Source organism: Geodermatophilus ruber (assembly GCF_900114385.1).
In the GTDB taxonomy this organism is placed as follows: Bacteria; Actinomycetota; Actinomycetes; order Mycobacteriales; family Geodermatophilaceae; genus Geodermatophilus; species Geodermatophilus ruber.
The window spans coordinates 174,542-191,425 of record NZ_FOSW01000008.1; the positions used below are offsets into that span (position 1 = coordinate 174,542).

General features: G+C 74.9%; 15 protein-coding genes. 7 read left to right on the forward strand and 8 right to left on the reverse strand.

Features of this window, described 5'->3' with window-relative positions; genetic code table 11:
• The first annotated feature begins 202 nt into the window (after nt 1-202).
• Both BMZ50_RS24225 and BMZ50_RS14460 read left to right on the forward strand, forming a co-directional pair.
• Complete coding sequence (locus BMZ50_RS24225) at nt 203-1,429, forward strand: SdiA-regulated/phytase-like domain-containing protein (RefSeq protein WP_177212794.1); 1,227 nt, start codon at nt 203-205, stop codon at nt 1,427-1,429.
• A gap of 291 nt (nt 1,430-1,720) precedes the next feature.
• Entirely contained in the window at nt 1,721-3,223 is a 1,503-nt protein-coding gene (locus tag BMZ50_RS14460) for an SdiA-regulated/phytase-like domain-containing protein (protein ID WP_143087179.1), read from the forward strand.
• Here the strand turns inward: BMZ50_RS14460 and BMZ50_RS14465 are convergent.
• The 5 genes from BMZ50_RS14465 to BMZ50_RS14485 all read right to left on the reverse strand — a co-directional run bounded on the left by BMZ50_RS14465 (nt 3,171) and on the right by BMZ50_RS14485 (nt 9,897).
• Nucleotides 3,171-3,932: an AAA family ATPase gene (locus tag BMZ50_RS14465; protein WP_091325810.1), complete on the reverse strand. Its 762-nt coding sequence runs from the start codon at nt 3,930-3,932 to the stop codon at nt 3,171-3,173. The two genes, BMZ50_RS14460 and BMZ50_RS14465, sit on opposite strands and share 53 nt — an antisense overlap.
• Nucleotides 3,929-5,395, reverse strand: coding sequence for a nucleoside/nucleotide kinase family protein (locus BMZ50_RS14470; RefSeq protein WP_091325812.1), 1,467 nt, complete (start codon nt 5,393-5,395; stop codon nt 3,929-3,931). Before BMZ50_RS14470 ends, BMZ50_RS14465 begins: the two co-directional genes overlap by 4 nt.
• A gap of 159 nt (nt 5,396-5,554) precedes the next feature.
• Nucleotides 5,555-6,829, reverse strand: a complete 1,275-nt coding sequence (locus BMZ50_RS14475) for a hypothetical protein (RefSeq protein WP_091325815.1) — start codon at nt 6,827-6,829, stop codon at nt 5,555-5,557.
• 179 nt (nt 6,830-7,008) lie between these two features.
• Nucleotides 7,009-7,707, reverse strand: a complete 699-nt coding sequence (locus BMZ50_RS14480) for a monooxygenase (protein WP_218146254.1) — start codon at nt 7,705-7,707, stop codon at nt 7,009-7,011.
• A gap of 78 nt (nt 7,708-7,785) precedes the next feature.
• Nucleotides 7,786-9,897, reverse strand: a complete 2,112-nt coding sequence (locus BMZ50_RS14485) for a catalase (RefSeq protein WP_091325820.1) — start codon at nt 9,895-9,897, stop codon at nt 7,786-7,788.
• A gap of 136 nt (nt 9,898-10,033) precedes the next feature.
• Between BMZ50_RS14485 and BMZ50_RS14490 the strand changes: the two genes are divergently transcribed.
• From BMZ50_RS14490 to BMZ50_RS23725, 3 genes are all read left to right on the forward strand, one after another.
• Nucleotides 10,034-10,936 carry an ABC transporter ATP-binding protein gene (locus BMZ50_RS14490; RefSeq protein ID WP_218146255.1) on the forward strand — a complete coding sequence of 301 codons (903 nt, stop codon included), beginning with the start codon at nt 10,034-10,036 and terminating at the stop codon, nt 10,934-10,936.
• A complete protein-coding gene (locus BMZ50_RS14495; RefSeq protein ID WP_091325825.1) occupies nt 10,933-11,682 on the forward strand; it encodes an ABC transporter permease in 750 nt (249 codons plus the stop codon). Before BMZ50_RS14490 ends, BMZ50_RS14495 begins: the two co-directional genes overlap by 4 nt.
• Before the next feature lie 408 nt (nt 11,683-12,090).
• Complete coding sequence (locus BMZ50_RS23725) at nt 12,091-12,468, forward strand: hypothetical protein (protein ID WP_143087180.1); 378 nt, start codon at nt 12,091-12,093, stop codon at nt 12,466-12,468.
• A gap of 8 nt (nt 12,469-12,476) precedes the next feature.
• Here the strand turns inward: BMZ50_RS23725 and BMZ50_RS14505 are convergent, their stop codons facing one another.
• The 3 genes from BMZ50_RS14505 to BMZ50_RS14515 all read right to left on the reverse strand — a co-directional run bounded on the left by BMZ50_RS14505 (nt 12,477) and on the right by BMZ50_RS14515 (nt 15,399).
• Nucleotides 12,477-13,418 carry a sulfite exporter TauE/SafE family protein gene (locus tag BMZ50_RS14505; RefSeq protein WP_091325830.1) on the reverse strand — a complete coding sequence of 314 codons (942 nt, stop codon included), beginning with the start codon at nt 13,416-13,418 and terminating at the stop codon, nt 12,477-12,479.
• Between the two features lie 202 nt (nt 13,419-13,620).
• The gene (locus BMZ50_RS14510; RefSeq protein ID WP_177212795.1) at nt 13,621-14,796 is read right to left on the reverse strand and encodes a serine hydrolase domain-containing protein; all 1,176 of its coding nucleotides are present in this window, start codon (nt 14,794-14,796) and stop codon (nt 13,621-13,623) included.
• Between the two features lie 54 nt (nt 14,797-14,850).
• Nucleotides 14,851-15,399 carry a DUF1990 domain-containing protein gene (locus BMZ50_RS14515; RefSeq protein WP_091325834.1) on the reverse strand — a complete coding sequence of 183 codons (549 nt, stop codon included), beginning with the start codon at nt 15,397-15,399 and terminating at the stop codon, nt 14,851-14,853.
• Nucleotides 15,400-15,443: 44 nt separating this feature from the next.
• On the opposite strand from BMZ50_RS14515, the gene BMZ50_RS14520 reads away from it, so the two are divergent.
• Nucleotides 15,444-16,298 (forward strand): HipA family kinase, encoded by an 855-nt coding sequence (locus BMZ50_RS14520; RefSeq protein ID WP_091325836.1) that lies wholly within the window; start codon nt 15,444-15,446, stop codon nt 16,296-16,298.
• On the forward strand, nt 16,295-16,687 hold the full coding sequence (locus BMZ50_RS14525) for a DUF3037 domain-containing protein (protein WP_091325838.1): 393 nt from the start codon (nt 16,295-16,297) through the stop codon (nt 16,685-16,687). The genes BMZ50_RS14520 and BMZ50_RS14525 overlap by 4 nt, the downstream gene beginning before the upstream one ends.
• Nucleotides 16,688-16,884 lie beyond the last annotated feature (197 nt).

The following is a 16,884-nucleotide window of genomic DNA, read 5'->3' on the forward strand; positions in this document are numbered from 1 at the left end:
GTCGGCCCCGGACGAAGCTGCCGGGTTCCTCCGTCACACGCATGGCGCCGCCTACTGCACCCGCTGGTCGACATCGCCACGGGAATCCGCCTTATTACCGGTGAGAGGTCTCGGTAGGCCGGCGAACCGAAGGTGTCGACGTGCGGATGCGATGGCGGGGTCAGGCTGGCGTGCGGCTCGGCGAGCTCCGCAGCAGGCATCCGTGAACCCGGTGGCACGGACGTTCCGCCTGCGGCCGTCCCGATCCCTGCGCCTGGCCACCGCCGGCGGCATGTTCCTCGCCGCGGTGCCCAGTCTGACGGCACCACCCGTGGTGCCGGCGACGGTGACGGCCACGCTGATCGCCGACCGGCCCACGTCCACGTGGGACCGCCCCAGCCCCGATCCGTCCGGGATCACCTACCTCCCGGCCACGAACCAGTTGCTCATCAGCGACGGTGAGGTGGAGGAGACGCCGCTGTACGCGGGCACCAACCTGTTCCTCTCCAGCCTCGACGGGAAGCAGCCGGCCGGCTTCCCCGGCGGGACGAGCCTGCCCTGGACCAAAGAGCCGACCGGCATCGACTACTGGCCCGCCACGGGCGACGTCGTCGTGACCGACGACGACGCGGACCGGGTCCTCCGGTTCACCGCGGGTCCGGACGGCCGGTACGGCGCGCGGGACGACGAGGTGGCCTCCTTCGCCACGGCCGCGGTCGGCTCCGGCGATCCGGAGGACGCCACCGTCCTCACGGACCTGATGGGCGGCAGCCGCCTCTTCGTGGTCGAGGGGAGCGGGGCGAGGCTGTACGACTTCACCGCGGGCGTCGACGATCTCTTCGACGGGGTCCCTCCGGCCGGTGACGACACGGTCGTCGTCCACGACGTCGGCCGGTACGGCGCCCGGGACCCCGAGGGGGTCGAGTACCACCCGGGGCGGAACACGCTGCTCGTGCTCGACGGCTCCACCGAGACCGTGTACGAGCTCGACCTGCGGGGGGAGCTGCTCAACACAGTGGACATCTCCGCCGCCAATCCCCTGAAGGCAGGGGGGATCGCCCTCGCCCCCGCCAGCGACGGCTCGGGGGAGCTGCACCTCTACATCGTCGACCGCGGGCTCGACAACGACTTCTTCCCGCACGAGAACGACGGCCGCTTCTACGAGATGTCGCTGGACCTGCCGCCGCTGGCGGGCCGCGGCGCGACCGACGCTCCGGCGGGGAGCCCCGGTGCCGACCTCACCGTGCTGCAGCCCGATGCGGCGGCGGGCGGTGCGCTCCCCGGCGGTGAGCTGCGGCCGCCGATCGGCGTAGTGGCGCCGTCCCGGTCGCAGGTGGGCGGTCCGGGGTCGGTGAGCTTCGCCCGCCCGGAGCCGCCGGCGGGCGCCGGGTCCGTCGAGGCGGTAGCCGGGAGCGGCCTGCGGCTCCTGCAGTTCTCCTCCGTGCTGTAGGCCTCCGACGACGCAACGGTGCCGGACGGTGGAGGCCGGACCCCTGCTCCGTCGCGGGCACCAGGTGCGGCCGGAGCAGCGGCGCGGGCGGCGGATACGGAGAAATGATGACGCCGGATCGTCCACCTGGCGGTCCCTGACCAGCAGGAATAGCGGTTCGGTCACCTCTGCGACCGCGTTCGCACTGCGTTCGGAGACGCCGGGGACGCTGTCGGACATCGCCCAGGAGTGGTCGGCATCGTCGGTGTCCTCCGGACGCCGAGCGGGCCCGAACTAGTTCGGATGGTGATCGTGAGAATTCCTACCGCTGTGCGCGTCGTGCTCGTGCTGGCCGTCGTCGCCGGCGGAGCGGTGGTGACACAGGAGACCGCGCAGGCGGCCGCTCTCGCTGCGACGCTGGTCGCGCAGCACTCGACGTCCGGGTGGGGGCGGCCGAGCCCCGACCCGTCCGGCATCACCTACGACCCGCGGACCAACCAGCTCCTCATCAGCGACGGTGAGGTCGAGGAGACCCCCCTGTACGCCGGGACCAACCTGTTCGTCAGCAGTCTCACCGGCCAGCAAGCAGCCGACTTCCCGGGCGGCACGAGCCTGCCCTGGTCCCGCGAGCCGACCGGCGCCGGTTTCCGGCCCGCCACCGGCAACCTCTACGTCTCCGACGACGACGCGGATCGGATCTTCGAGGTCGTCCCCGGCGCCGACGGGCGATACGGGACCCCGGACGACGGCGTGACCTCCTTCTCGACCCGGCCCCTCGGCGGTGACGCGGAGGACGTCACCATCGACATGGACGTCGCCAGCAACGGTCACCTGCTGGTCATCGACGGGGTCGCCAAGGACGTCTTCGACTACGGCCCGGGCGCGAACGGCCGCTTCGACGGGGTCCCCCCGGCCGGTGACGACACGGTCGTCGCCTTCGACGTGGCCCGGTACGGCGCCCGGGACCCGGAGGGCATCGAGTTCCACCCTGAGCGCGGCACGATCCTCGTCCTGGACGGCCCCAGTCGGACCGTCTACGAGCTGGACCGGCAGGGTGGGCTGCTCAACACGATCAGCATCGCCGCGGCGAACCCGCGGAAGGCGGCCGGGATCACACTCGCCCCGGCCAGCAACGGGTCCGGCGGGCAGAACCTCTACATCGTCGACCGCGGGGTCGACAACGACACCAACCCGAGCGAGAACGACGGTCGTTTCTACGAGCTGGCGGTCACCCTGCCGCCGCTGCCCGGCGCTCCTGTCGACGGGCTGGGGGGACCGGGGGGTCTCGACGCGCCCGTGCGGGCCGGTGCGGACGACGCCGAGGAGCGCGCGTCGACCGGCGCGGTCGGCCTGACCAGCGGGGACCTCAACCTCGGACAGGACGGGACCAGGCCGCAGACGGTGGCCCTGCGGTTCACGGGGGTGGCGGTGCCGGCGGGGGCGCGGGTCACCAACGCCTGGGTGCAGTTCCAGGTCGACGAGGCCTCCACGGCTGCCGCGAGCCTGAGCATCGTGGGCGAGGCCGCGGCCGACGCCGGGCCGCTCACGACGACAGCGCGGAACATCTCGGCTCGGGCGAGGACCGCAGCCACCGTCGCCTGGGCTCCCGCGCCGTGGCCGACGGTCGGCGCGCGCACCGCCGACCAGCGGACCCCGGCCCTGACCGGGGTGCTGCAGGAGATCGTGGCGCGTCCCGGCTGGGCCTCCGGGAACGCGCTGGTGCTGATGGTCACGGGAACCGGGACGCGGGTGGCCGAGGCATTCAACGGCGGTGCGGCCCGGGCGCCGGTCCTGCACGTGGAGTACACGGTCTGACCGAGGCGCAGACCCGAGCCACCAGCAGCTCGAGGTCGGCGCCGTCGTCCGCCGCGCCGTCGAGCAGGTGCACCTCCCCGGAACGTGCCCACCACTCGGCCAGCCGGTCGAGCAGCCGGGCCCCGCGGTGCAGCTCGGCCAGCTGCGCGGGCCGGTCCAGCAGCTGCGTCCGGCTGTGCCGCGACACCCGCCGGGTCAGCCGCTCCAGCGCCAGCTCCGGCGGTACCCGGACGACGACGAGCAGATCGGCCGGGTGCCGGTGGGGGACGGCGGCGAGGACGGGATCCACGTCCCCGCGGATCCCGATCGACCACAGCGCCTGGACCGGTCCCTCGTCGAGGATGCTGACCCCGTCGAACCGCGCCGCGCGGGCGGCGGCCTCCTGGGCGACCAGCCACTGGACGACCCGGCCCGCGAGGTCCCCGGGGCCGGGCTGGTGGGAACCGGCGAGGGCGCGCAGCACGCGTGCCGTCGTTCCCGGCGCGGCGACCGCGGCGGCTCCGCAGGCCCTCGCCTTGCGCGCCAGCCGGCGGGCGGTCGGCACCGACGGGGCGAACCGCGCCTGGGGCTGGGTGACCGCGACCCCGAGGTGGGTCAGCCGTGCCGCCAGGGTCCCGACGCGGCGGCTCTTCCCGGACCCCGGGATCCCGGCCAGCTCCAGGCAGCGGCCCGGGGACGCCGCGGAGCCGGACGGGGGGCGGTCGGTCACAGGTTCGCCCAGACGGCGGACCGTGCCTGCGCGAGCACGTCGTCCGCCGGCCGGGCGGCGTCGAGCACCACCGCGCCGGTGGCGTGCCAGTCGGCGGCGAACACCTCGGCCGAGCGCGGGCGGACGAACTCCGCCGGGTCGACGCCGAGCTTGCGGGCCACCGCGGTGTCGGGATCGACCCGCAGGACGACGAGCAGGTCCGGGGGCGCGATCGCGGCGTAGGCGCGCTGCTCGGCCCGCACCAGCCGGCGGGCCAGGGCGGGCACCCCCTCGGTGGGTACCCACCGGGTGCGGGGGCCGTCCATGCGCGTGACCTGGTCGACGGGGAAGCGGTCGCAGACCACCAGGACGCCCCGCCCGGCCAGCGACCGGACCCGGCGGTGCTGCCGCCGGCGGTCGGTGGCGGTGACGAGCTGCCACAGCAGCCAGGCGTGGCCGGGGAAGCGGCCGCGGTGCTCTGCGGGGGTGGGGTAGTTGGGCAGCCAGCCCGGCAGCAGCCCCGCTCGGCGGGCTGCGGTGAGGGCACCCTTGACGACGAGGTTCGCCGGCCCGCGCGGGGGTTTGCCCATGTGCACGACCCGGGTGTCGAATGCGCCGCCGAGCCAGCCGGCCAGGCCGTTGGTCAGGGTGGACTTCCCAGCGCCGTCGCCGCCGACGACGGCGACGACGCTGCCGCCTGCCACCAGGCGCTTGGTGTTGCGCTGACCCAGTACGTAGTGCCGCACCCCCCACTCCACGCGGCGGCCGCACCGCAGGGCGGTGTCGACCGCGGGACGGCGGCGCATCAGGTCGCCGACCCCGCGCACGACGGCCCGGCCTGCGGGCAGGCACGCGCGGAGAGGCGCGCCGTCCAGGAGTGCGCGGTGGTACCGCGACCAGTCCCCCCATCCGATCCACGGGAGGTGGACCTCGACGACGCGGCGCAGGACCTCGTCGTCGACGCGTGCGGACAGGTACTGCAGCTCCCGACGCTCAGCGGGGCGCAGCGGGGCCAGGCCGAACGCGGCGGCGTCCCAGGTGGCGTGCTTGAGGGCGAGTCGCACCACGAGGACGGCGAGCTCGAACACCGGTGCGGGCACGGGGAACAGCGGCCCCTGGGTGCACGAGGCCAGGTAGGCCTGCTCGATCGGGAGCCGGACGCTCTTGGTCGTGTCGTCGCCGAGGACCAGCTGGGCCTGGGCGTCGACGTGGACCAGCGTTCCGGTGCGGGCGTCCAGGCCGTAGTAGTGGACCACCCCCGGCACCTGCCGCCCCCGCCGCGGGCGGGCCTGCTTGAAGCCGCACGCGGCGAGGACGCCGAGGAAGGCCGGCAGGTGCCGCCGGTCCACCAGGAGGTCGAGGTCGTTCACGCCCGAGGCGGAGAGGTGGAGCATGTCGGTGCTCTTCCAGTGGCAGTAGGACACACCGGTGTCGCGCAGCCGGCTGCACAGCTCCTCGACCAGCCGCAGTGGAACGGTGGGCACGGCCGACGACCGCCCGGGCCCGCGCACCGCTGTCGCAACAGGTGGAGCGTCGGGGTGCTCAGCCGCCACGTGCCCTCCTTCGTCCGAGCCCGATGCCGGCGTCCTCCTGGCGACGGCATCCGGCCGGTCCGTTCCGTTCCCGCACGGGCACCCACGCGGCTACGCCGCGGGCGGATCCGGGTTGATCATGCGGTTCATGTCCACGGCGTCGTCCCCGGCGACACCGTGCCGCGACTTCCAGTCGGCCACCGCGTTCTCGTAGACAGCCGGATCGGTGGTGAGCGTGCATCCATCGGGGACGTTGCCGGGGTACCGCCCGGGGCCGAGCCACACCAGCGTGACGTTCTCGTAGCGGTCGGCGAGCTGTCCCCGGCGTTCGGGGAGCTCGGCGTCCGACGGCTCCTGGAACCGTTCCGACGCGATGACGACGTCGCGCAGGACGAGCGCCGGCGAGTTGCGCCGGCTCTTGTAGATCTGGCCGTGGACGGCGTCCGTGGACCGGGTCTTGTAGCCGCCGGGGAACGGTCGCAACCGGACGACGCTGTTCTCGACGGTGACCGCGTGGTCCGTGGAGGCGTCGTCCAGGTCCTCGTCGTTGCAGGACAGGAACGTGTAGGTGCCCTCGACGAGGGTGTCGAAGACGTGCAGCTCGTGCCAGTCGTCGTTCTCGATCGCGTCGTCGTGGATGCTGCGCAGCCAGCAGTTGCGGATGTAGCAGGTGCCCGGGCCCTCGGCGAAGTCGCCGTAGAGGCCGATGCCGTCGTGGGTGTTGCGGACGCGCACCCCGTCCCACACCGCCCAGCTGCCCGGCTTGATGTAGACGCGGGGATCGCCGTCCTGGTTGCGGTTGTCGATCTGGCCGCGGTGCGGGTCGACGTCCTCCGGCCGGCCCGCGTCGATCCAGGCGTCGGTGTCGTCCTGCACGTGCTGGCCGTACTTCATCCGTTCCCAGGTCAGGGTCTCGGGCTGGGCGCCCTCGACCACGCCGCCGATGATGGCCGCACCGCCCACGGGTTGCCGGTAGCCGATCCGGATCGGGTGGGCGTTCTTCTGCTCCTCGGTGGCCCCGCCGGCGAACGCGTTGACCTCGAAGCGGGCGTCGGCGTCGAAGTAGCCGATGAACGTGGCGCCGCGCATGTCCCAGGTCGTGTCGTCGGACGGCCGGGGCACCTCGTACGGCGTCGTGAAGCGGCCGGTGGGCACCACGAGGGCGGAACCCGAGCGGGCGAGCAGTTCGCTCGTCGGCGCACCGAGGGAGTACTGGGGCGGGCGGGCCCCGGCGCTGCTGGTGGGGCCGTCTGGCGACGGGGCGGGCCCGGACGGTGCGGTCGCGGGAGGGTCCTCGGCCAGAACCTCCACGCCCAGCCACACCGCGACGGGCGCGGCCACCACGACGCCCGCGATCACGAGGAATCGTCGGCGGTCGAGCTCCATGTCCCCCGTCCTGCTGGGAAGGGATACCGGGGCGCGGCGACCATAAGGGACGTACGTCCCGCGGTGAAGGGCGAGGACGGCGACCGGAACGACGAGGGCCCGTCCCGCGGATTGCCCGGCCTGACGGTGAGCGGGCGGTCACGATCGGTGGGCGAGCGGCCGACCTGGCCGTTCGCCGTTCAGGCCAGGGGGTCGCGTCCGCCCAGGGTTCCGCCGGCCGACAGCAGCCCGAACCGGGCGAACAACTCCTCGGCGTACCAGCCCTGCCGAGCGGTCTGCTCGATCACGGCCGCGTGCGGTGCGCGGGTGTAGGCGAAGGCGTTGAGGGCCGCCGCCGACTCCCACACGCTGAACGTGCCCTGCAGCCCGATGGGCGCCTCCCCGATGCCGAGGGCCAGCCGCAGGCCCGGGCCGGCGTGCAGGTCCGCGGCGACCGGCGGCACGGCCCGCCAGAAGGCGAGCGCCTTGCGCGGGGCGAGGCGGGCGCGGGTGATCGCCGCGACGGGACCCTCCCAGCGCTGCGGCCAGGGGCGCCCGAACGGCTCGGCGCGGGACCACCGGCCGCGTGCGGCCAGCGGGCGCAGCCGCGCGGACCACTCCTCCTCGGCCGGCCGGCGCCACCGGCGCAGCAGGGGGCCGTGCTCGAACGCGTCCGCGTCGTCCGCGTCGTCCCACACCGCCAGCAGCGCCCAGCGGCGGGGGTCGGCGTCCCGCACGGTGAAGGTGCGTCCCCGGCCGGTGCCCAGCAGCTTGGCGAACCGCAGGCCCGGCGTGCGCCGCAGGGCGGGGCGGTCGGTGGCCACCCGGACCAGCGCGCCGGGCACCGCCCGGCCCGGCACGCCCCAGACGTGCAGCGTCACCATCCGTCGGGTCGTCACGGGCGCCGATCCTCCTCCCGATGCCGGACCGCCTGGAGCCGGGCCGAGGCGGCGGAGCGCCCCGGCCCGGACCGGCGGTCAGACCGTCGGCGGCACCAGCGACGCGCTGACCAGCGGCGTCCGCTCCCACGCCCGGTGCATCCCGAGGGCGGCGATCAGCCCGGTGGCCAGGGTCTTGTCGGACTTCTCGCCGGTCAGCACGCCCGGGGCCTCGACATCGACGCCTGCGGCCTGCAGCACCTCGACGCCGTCGCCCCAGGCGCCGACCGCCTTCAGGTGCCGGAAGGCCTCCTGCAGCATGACGAGGGCACGGAAGTCGCCGTCCTTCGGTGCGCCGTCGGCCACGACGATCGCATCGAACTCGATCGAGCGGCCGGTGGCGAAGGTGCGCTCGACGATCTCGACGTCCGAGCCGTCGACGAGCTGACCGCCGTGCGGGGCGATGACCCGCAGCAGCGCGCCCTCGGCCTCCAGCGCCTCCCGCAGCTTCGCGATGCCCTTCAGATCGGCGCCGGGACCGGCCACCACGCCGACGATCCGGCCCTCGATCGGGAAGGGCTCCGGCTTGATCTGGCGCAGCGCCGGCGACTCCCCGTGCTCCACCGGCTCGGGGGACGGCGCGGGCAGGCCGAGGCCGGCGGCGACCCGGGCGCAGAGATCGGCGTCGATCTTCGCGAGCACCGTCAGTGCCCGCTCCTTGATCGACTGCTCGTAGCACTTGCCCAGCTCGAAGGTGTAGGCGTCGGCCACGTGCTGCTGCTCGACGCTGGTGAGGCTCGCGTAGAACATCGCCGGCTGGGAGAAGTGGTCGTCGAAGGACGCCGGCGCGCTGCGGCCGACCTCGCCGCTGACCGCCCGTGGCACGTTCACGTAGCCGCCCTCGGACCAGTCCGACGGGAACGGGCTGCCGGCGTCGACGCTGTTGGGCGTGTACGGCGCCTGCCCGGTGTGGATCCCGTGCTGGTGGAAGCCGTCCCGGGTGTTGTCGTTGACCGGCGCGTGCGGCCGGTTGATCGGGATCTGGGTGAAGTTGGGGCCGCCCAGCCGGGTGAGCTGGGTGTCCAGGTAGGAGAAGTTGCGCCCCTGCAGCAGCGGGTCGTTGGTGCCCTCGATGCCGGGTACCAGGTGGCCGGTGTGGAAGGCGACCTGCTCGGTCTCGGCGAAGAAGTTGGTCGGGTTGCCGGTGAGCACCATCGTCCCGATCACCTGCACCGGCGCGAGCTCCTCCGGCACGATCTTGGTGGGGTCGAGCAGGTCGATGCCCTCGAAGGTCTCCTCCGGGGTGTCGGGGAAGACCTGGATGCCCAGGTCCCACTCGGGGAAGGCGCCGGCCTCGATGGCGTCGTAGAGGTCGCGGCGGTGGAAGTCGGGGTCGACGCCCGCGGCGATCTGCGCCTCCTCCCACGTCAGGGAGTGCACCCCGAGCCGGGGCTTCCAGTGGAACTTGACCAGGCAGGTCTCCCGGTCGGCGTTGACCAGCCGGAAGGTGTGGACCCCGAAGCCCTCCATCGTCCGGTAGCTGCGCGGGATCCCGCGGTCGCTCATGTTCCAGATCGTGTGGTGGGTGGCCTCGGTGTGGAGCGTGACGAAGTCCCAGAAGGTGTCGTGCGCCGACTGCGCCTGCGGGATCTCCCGGTCCGGGTGCGGCTTGCCGGCGTGGATGATGTCGGGGAACTTGATCGCGTCCTGGATGAAGAACACCGGCATGTTGTTGCCGACCAGGTCCCAGGTCCCCTCCTTGGTGTAGAACTTCGTCGCGAACCCGCGGGTGTCGCGCACGGTGTCGGCCGAGCCGCGCGAGCCCAGCACGGTGGAGAACCGGACGAACACCGGCGTCTCCAGGCCCTTCTCGGCGAGGACGGCGGCCCGGGTGACCTTCGCGGCCGCCCCGTTCGCGGTGAAGACGCCGTGCGCCCCCGCCCCGCGGGCGTGGACCACGCGCTCGGGGATCCGCTCGTGGTCGAAGTGCATGATCTTCTCGCGCAGGTGGAAGTCCTCGAGGAGGACCGGCCCGCGGGGGCCCGCCTTGAGCGAGTGGTCGGAGTCGGGGATGCGCACCCCGTTGGGCGTGGTGAGCGCGTCGCCGGCCTGCGCCCGGGGATCGCGGCCGTCCTTCGGGCCCTCGTGGCCCACGCCGGTGGGACTGACGGTGGTCGGCGCGGACTGGTTCGGCTGGCGTGCGGGGGGCATGGGTTCTCCTGAGGGGCCGTCCTGCGTGCGAGGCCCCGCGCTACCCGGTGTCGTTGCGTCCTCAAACGGCCAGGTCCGGAGCCCGTGTCCCTCGCGCCTCCACCCCGCGGCGGCCCCGGGCCGCGATGCTGTCCGGGTGATCGAGCTCGACGGGCTGACCAAGGAGTACCGCGAGCGGGTCGCCGTCGACGACCTCACCGTCCGCATCGAGCCCGGCCGGGTCACCGGCTTCCTCGGCCCGAACGGGTCGGGCAAGACGACGACGATGCGCTGCGTGCTCGGCCTCACCCGGCCCACCGCCGGGACGGCGACCGTGCTCGGCGTGCCCTACCGCGCCCTGGACCGGCCGATGCGGCGGGTCGGCGCGCTCATCGACCCCGGCGCCCGGCACCCCGGGCGCACCGCCTACCAGCACCTGGCCGTGCTGGCGCAGAGCAACGCGCTGCCCGCCCGCCGGGTCGACGAGGTGGTGGAGCTGGTCGGCCTGGGCGGGGTGGCGCACGAGCGGGTGCGCGGCTTCTCGCTCGGGATGGCGCAGCGGCTGGGCATCGCCGCGGCGCTGCTCGGCGACCCGGAGGTGCTGCTGCTCGACGAGCCGGTCAACGGGCTGGACCCGGAGGGCATCCGCTGGATGCGCGAGCTGCTGCGGGAGCTGGCCGCCGAGGGCCGCACCGTGCTGGTGTCCAGCCACCTGATGAGCGAGATGCAGGACACCGCCGACCACCTCGTCGTCCTCGGCCGGGGCCGGCTGCTCGCCGACGTGTCGATGGCCGACCTGCTCGGCGCGCACGCCGCGGTCCGGGTGCGCAGCCCGGAGGCGCCGCTGCTGTCGGTGGCCCTGGGCCGGGCCGGCGCGCACGTCTCCCTCGAGCTCGACGGCGCCCTGCGGGTGCGGGGCCTGGATGCGGCGGCCGTCGGTGACGTCGCGTTCGCCGCCGGCCTGCGGGTGCACGAGCTGACCCGGGTGGTGGCCTCCCTGGAGGCGGTCTACCTCTCGCTGACCGGCGAGGACGTCGAGTACCGGGCGGGCCGGTCGTGAGCGTCGCCGTCCCGGCCCGGGCGCTGCTGCGCAGCGAGTGGACCAAGCTGCGCTCGGTGCGCTCCACGTGGTGGTGCACCGCGGTCTACCTGGTCACGGTCGGGGCCTTCGGCTGGCTGGCCGCGGCCACCACGCCGACGGCGATCCGGGCCGACGTCGCGGTGAGCGTGGCGCTGACCGGCTTCGGCTTCGGGCAGCTGGTGATCGTGGTGCTCGGCGTCCTGGCCGTCTCCGCCGAGTTCGGCACCGGCACCGCGCTGGTCTCGCTCACCGCGGTACCGCGGCGGACCCGGCTGCTGATGGTGAAGACCGCCGTCGTCGCCACCTGGACCGCCCTGCTGACCGCCGCGCTCGCCGCCGTGTGCGCGCTGGCCGCCCGCACGCTCACCGCCGTCCCCGGCGGGTTCCTCCTGACCGGGGAGGGCGTGCTGCGCCCGCTCGGGCTGCAGGTGGCCGGCGCGGTGCTCGTGGCGGTGCTCGCCGTCGGGCTCGGTGCGGTGCTCCGCTCCACCGCGGGCGGCGTCGGGGCCGGCGTCGCGCTGGTCTTCCTGCTGCCGCCGCTGCTCGCCCTCTCCGGGAGTGAGCTGGCCGCCCGGGCCTCGCAGGCGCTGCCGGCGCTGCGGGTGGGGGAGGATCCGTTCCTCGCCGTCCCCACCAGCTGGCCGGTGGGCCTGGTGGTCACCGGCGCGTGGGCGCTGGGGACGTGGGCGATGGGCGCGGTGCTGCTCGAGCGCCGCGACGTCTAGATGACCTGTTCCGCGGGGCGGGTTCGTCGGGGCACGTGCCGGCACCGCGTCCCCCGCCCGCCCCGAAGCACCGGAACGAAACGGCCTCGCTGAGCGCGGGTTCGCCGCTAGCCTCCGCCGCGTGACCTGCCTCGTCACCGGCGGTGCGGGGTCCACCGGTGGATGTCGTCGCCGCGGACCGCGGCGAGCCTCCGCGGTCACGCACCGGCCCTGGCGCCGACCACACGTGCGCGCCGGCTGGAGCTGCGGATCACCGCCCCGCTGTTCACCGACGCCTACCGGGTCAACCGGATCACCGGCAGCTTCATCCGTCATCGACGCGGCGAGCAACGCCACCGTCGGCGCCGGGATGATCCTCTGACCTCCGGCCAGACCGTTCCGCCGGACCGAGAGGCGGTGAGGCGAGCGATGACGTACCCGGGGGCGCTGTGGCCGGTCGAGGCCGGCCACGTCCGCTCGGTCTCCGCGCCGGGCATCGTCGTCGCCGCCCCCGACCGGCCCCCGGTCACGCTGCTGTGCGTCACCGAGTGGCTGGGGCAGCTCAGCGTCCACCTGACCTGGCCGCTGCGGGAGGGCGACCCCCATTGCGGTCTCCGCGAGGCCCACCACCTGGCCGACGCCGCCGGGCGTGGGTGCCCGCTCGTGGCGTCCCTGGTGCAGCCGGTCGCCGGCCGGATGGTGGAGGTGACCTTCTTCGACACCCGCTCGGTGTCTGGGCCGCAGACGCTGGCACTGCGGCTGCGCTCCCGGCTGGCCGTTGCCCTCGACATCCCCGTCGAGGGGTGAGCGCCGCCTCAGGCCGCTCCGCGCAACCGGCGCCGGTGCTGGAAGACGAACGGCGGCTCACCGTGCCGCACCCGCACCCACGCCCAGCCGGCCGCGCCGCCGACCGCCGCCGACACGCCGATCACCAGCACCACGGTGGTCGGGACGCCGAGCAGCTTGGCGCCCGACGCGAGCAGGATCACCGGGAGCGTCCGGCGGACCAGGCTCCCCGGCGACCGGGAGGAGACCCGTGCCCCCAGCCACACGCCGGGGAGGGCGCCGGCCAGGATGCTGCCGGTCAGGCCGAGGGTGAACTCGCCGAACAGCAGGTGCCCCAGGGAGGCCGAGGCGACCAGCGGGACGGCCTGCACCAGGTCGGTACCGACCAGCTGCCGCGCCTGGATGGTGGGGTACAGCAGGAGCAGGCAGACGATCATCAGCGAGCCGGCTCCGACCGAGGTCATCCCGACGACCAGCCCCCCACCGGTGCCGACGAGGACGGTGGCGAGCGGCCGCGGCGGGACGGCCGACAGCCCCGTCTCCGCGCGTGCGCGGCCCGCGGTGCGGGCCCGCTCCCGCGCGCACAGCTTCAGGTACGCGCGCGCGGCCATGCCGAACGCAGCGAGCACGAGGACGGCGCCCAGCGCGACCAGCAGGACATCCTGCAGCGGAGCCCTCTCGCCGATGAGCCGGAGGAGGAGCACCCCGCAGAACCCGCCCGGGATCGAACCCAGGCACAGCCACTTCACCAGCCCGACGTGGACGGTGCCGTGCCGCAGGTGCACCAGCCCACCGACCGGCTTCATGAACAGCCCGGCGACCACGTCGCTGGAGACCGCCGCCAGCGGGGGGACGCCGAAGAAGAAGACCAGGGCGGGCGTCATCAGGGCACCGCCGCCCATTCCCGTCAGGCCGACCACGACACCGACCAGCAGGCCGCACGCGGCGATCGCCGGGTCCCACCAGTCCATCGGGCCTCCACCCCGTCCGGTCGAGCCCCAGTGCTCGTCCCGCGGGATGTCGGAGGACTCGCGGGCACGCATCCGCCCGGGTCGGGGCGTCGACGATAGGCCGTCGACGGCTCCGCGGACACCGGAACGTCCGCGATCCGGCACATCGCGGTTCCGGACGTATCGGGTGGTTACTCCACGTCATCCGTCACGGACGGGCAGGTCACCGGCGAGTCGGGTCCGGGCAGCTCACCCCGAACGCGGCCGCCCAGAAGTCGCCGAACACCGCGGGGGGCTGCGGGGACGCCCACATCTGGTTGGTCAGCAGGATCGCCGTGACGCCCGTGACGGGGTCGGTCCACCACGAGCCGCCCAGGCCGCCGTCCCAGCCGTAGGTGCCCGCCGAGCGGCCGTCCGGCGCGGCGGCGATCCGGACCCCGATGCCCAGGCCCCACCCACCGCCCTCGTCGTCCACTGCGCCGACCTGATCGGTCGTCATCGCCCGCACGGCCGCCTCGCTGAGCACCCGGGAGCCGCCCGGCGTGCGGCCCCCGGCGGACAGCATCGCGGCGAAGGCGGCGAGGTTGTCGACGGTGGAGACCAGCCCGTCCCCGGCGTCGGGGAACGCCGGGGGATGCGCCCACTGGCCCTCCGCGGGGTCGTAGACCGTCCGGGTGCCGTCATCGGCGGGGGGCGTCCAGTGCGGTCCCAGCCGGTCGCGGGCCGGCCCGGGCACGCCGAACCCGGTGCCGGCCATGCCCAGCGGGTCGAGCACCCGCTCGGCCAGCACCTCCGGCAGCGGGCGGCCGGCGGCCCGGGCGACGAGGACGCCCAGCACGCTGGCGCCGGTGTGGTAGAGCCAGCGCTCGCCGGGCTGGTGGGCCAGCGGGACGGTGGCCAGCCGCCGCAGCCACTCGTCCGGCGGTGGCGCGGCCTGCGGCTGGGGCGGACCCGCGGGCAGGCCGGCGGCGCCCATCGCGATCAGGGTCGGCGACGGCCAGGGGGCGGTGAAGTCCATCCCGAGGCCGAGCCGGAACGTCAGGACGTCGCGCACGGTGATCGCCCGGCGGGCCGGCACCGTCCCCGCCGCTGCATCGGCCGGATCGGCGAGGACCACGCGCCCGCCGAGCTCGGGGAGGACGGCGTCCACCGGGTCGTCCAGCCGCAGCACACCCTCGTCGACCAGCGACATCACCGCCGCGGCGACGACCGGCTTGGTCACCGACGCGATGCGGAACACCGTGTCCGGTGTGACCCGGTCCTCGCCGCCGGGGACGTGCACCCCCGCCGCGCCCCGGGCCACCTCGTCACCCCGGCTCACCCACCAGCTCGCGCCGGGTACCCGGCCCGCAGCCACGTGGCTGCTCACCGCCCTCTCGACGTCCTCCGCCACCCCCACGCCGCCTCCTCGGTCTGCCTCCGTGCACATTCCGACCGGCCGACCGCGCCGGACTCATCGGCCGCCGGCCGCCCGACGGATCGCGGCGACGTACCGCGCCGAGGCCAGCCGCTGCACGACCCGGCTGACCGGCCCACCGAGACGGGCCAGCGGCGAGGCCAGCCGGTAGAAGACCCGGAGGGTGAAGACGACCTCCCCGGTGGGGGTCAGCCGGACGAGGAACGCCTCCTCGCCGCTCTCCGGGTGCCCGGGCAGCGTGCCGTAGGCGAACCCTCGCTCGTCCCCGGTGGTCTGCGCCCACACCACCCGGCACGGGATGTCGTAGCCCAGGCGTGGCAGCCCGGCGGTGAGGACGACGACCGTGCCCGGCTCGCTCGCCGGCCCGTCGGCCCGCACCCGCATCCCGACGCTGCGCTGGGCGCGCCAGTCGAGGACCGCGGCCGTGGCCCGCTCGAACGCCTTCTGCCCGGTGCCGACGACCACGGACCGCTTCCCGTGCGTGTAGCCGGCCGGGAGCTCGGCGTCCCGGGTGGCGCCCACTTCGGCGTAGGTCAACGGTGCGGCGGCGAGGTCGCCGGGGGAGGTCGCGCGGAGAAGGCCCACCGCTGCAGTGTCGCCGGTGGGGGCGGCGATAGGGTCCGCGCACTGTGCTGCCCGCCGTCACCGCCACCCGCTACGTCACCCCGCTGCGCGAGGGTGGCTCGCTGCCGGGGCTCATGGAGGCCGACGACCTGGGGACCTACGTGGTCAAGTGGCGGGCCGCCGGCCAGGGTGTGAAGGTCCTCGTCGCCGAGGTGGTCTGCGGCGAGCTGGCCCGGGCGCTGTCGCTGCCGGTGCCCGCGCTGGTCACCGTCGACGTGGCCCCGGAGCTCGCGGTGGGGGAGCCGGACTTCGAGGTGCAGGAGCTGCTGCAGCGCTCCGCCGGGACGAACCTCGGCCTGGACTACCTGCCCGGCGCGCTGGACTTCGAGGCCGGTGTCGCCGAGGTCGGCCCCGAGCTCGCCGGGCGGGTGCTGTGGTTCGACGCGCTGGTCGGCAACGTCGATCGCTCGTGGCGCAACCCCAACATGCTGTTCTGGCACGGGAGGCTGCAGCTGATCGACCACGGCGCGGCGCTCACCTTCCACCACCACTGGCCGGGGGCGGAGGCCGCGGTGGCCCGGCCCTACGACGCCTCGCAGCACGCGCTCGTGGAGTGCCAGCCCGACGTGGTCGGCGCGGACGCAGCGCTCGCGCCCCGGGTCACCCGGCCGATGCTGGAGGCGGTGCTGGCGCAGGTGCCCGACGACTGGCTGGAGGGCCCGTCGCCGGACGACGCCCCGGACGACGTCCGCGTCCGCTACGTCGACCAGCTGCTGGACCGGGTGGCCCTCCGCGACGCGTGGCTGCCGCAGCTGGTCGCCACCGCGGCCGCGGGCGGGGCGCGCCGCCGGTCGCCGCGCGGGGAGAACCGGCCGCCCTGGCTCGGCCCGCCGCCGCCGGAGGGGGTGACCCAGCGATGAGCCGGGACACCTTCGAGTACGCCGTCCTGCGGGTCGTGCCCCGGGTGGAGCGGGGAGAGTCGCTCAACGCCGGCGTCCTGGTCTACTGCCGCCAGCGGGACTACCTGGGTTCCCGCGTCGACCTCGACGTCGACCGGCTGCGCGCGCTGGACCCGACCGCCGACGCCGAGGCCATCGGCCGCGCCCTGCAGGCCGTGGTCGACATCTGCGCCGCGGCGCCGGAGGCGGGCGCGGCCGGCCGGGAGGCGCTGGGTGCCCGGTTCCGCTGGCTCACCGCACCGCGCAGCACCGTGGTGCAGGCGGGGCCGGTGCACACCGGCCTGACCGGGGACCCCGACGCCGAGGCCGACCGGCTGCTGGGCCTCCTGGTCCTCCCGGTCCAGCACTGATCCGCCCCGGTCCTGTCAGCGGGCGGGGGTAGGCCCGACCCGTGGAGATCGCCGCCGTGGCCGTCAGCGCCACCGACCTGCCCCGAGCCATCGCCTTCCAGGAGCTGCTCGGCTCCGTTCCCGCCGGTGGAGCCCGGGTCGGTGCCCCCGCGGGGCCGCCTGCCGCGTGCGGAGGGCACCCGACGCGTGGCCCGGGG

What these genes read in the sequence shown, in the direction of transcription:
- BMZ50_RS14475 (WP_091325815.1), bottom strand. Translation starts at nt 6,829, where the DNA reads ATGGAGCTCGACCGCCGACGATTCCTCGTGATCGCGGGCGTCGTGGTG.
- BMZ50_RS14485 (WP_091325820.1), bottom strand. Translation starts at nt 9,897, where the DNA reads ATGCCCCCCGCACGCCAGCCGAACCAGTCCGCGCCGACCACCGTCAGT.
- BMZ50_RS23725 (WP_143087180.1), top strand. Translation starts at nt 12,091, where the DNA reads ATGACGTACCCGGGGGCGCTGTGGCCGGTCGAGGCCGGCCACGTCCGC.
- BMZ50_RS14505 (WP_091325830.1), bottom strand. Translation starts at nt 13,418, where the DNA reads ATGGACTGGTGGGACCCGGCGATCGCCGCGTGCGGCCTGCTGGTCGGT.
- BMZ50_RS14525 (WP_091325838.1), top strand. Translation starts at nt 16,295, where the DNA reads ATGAGCCGGGACACCTTCGAGTACGCCGTCCTGCGGGTCGTGCCCCGG.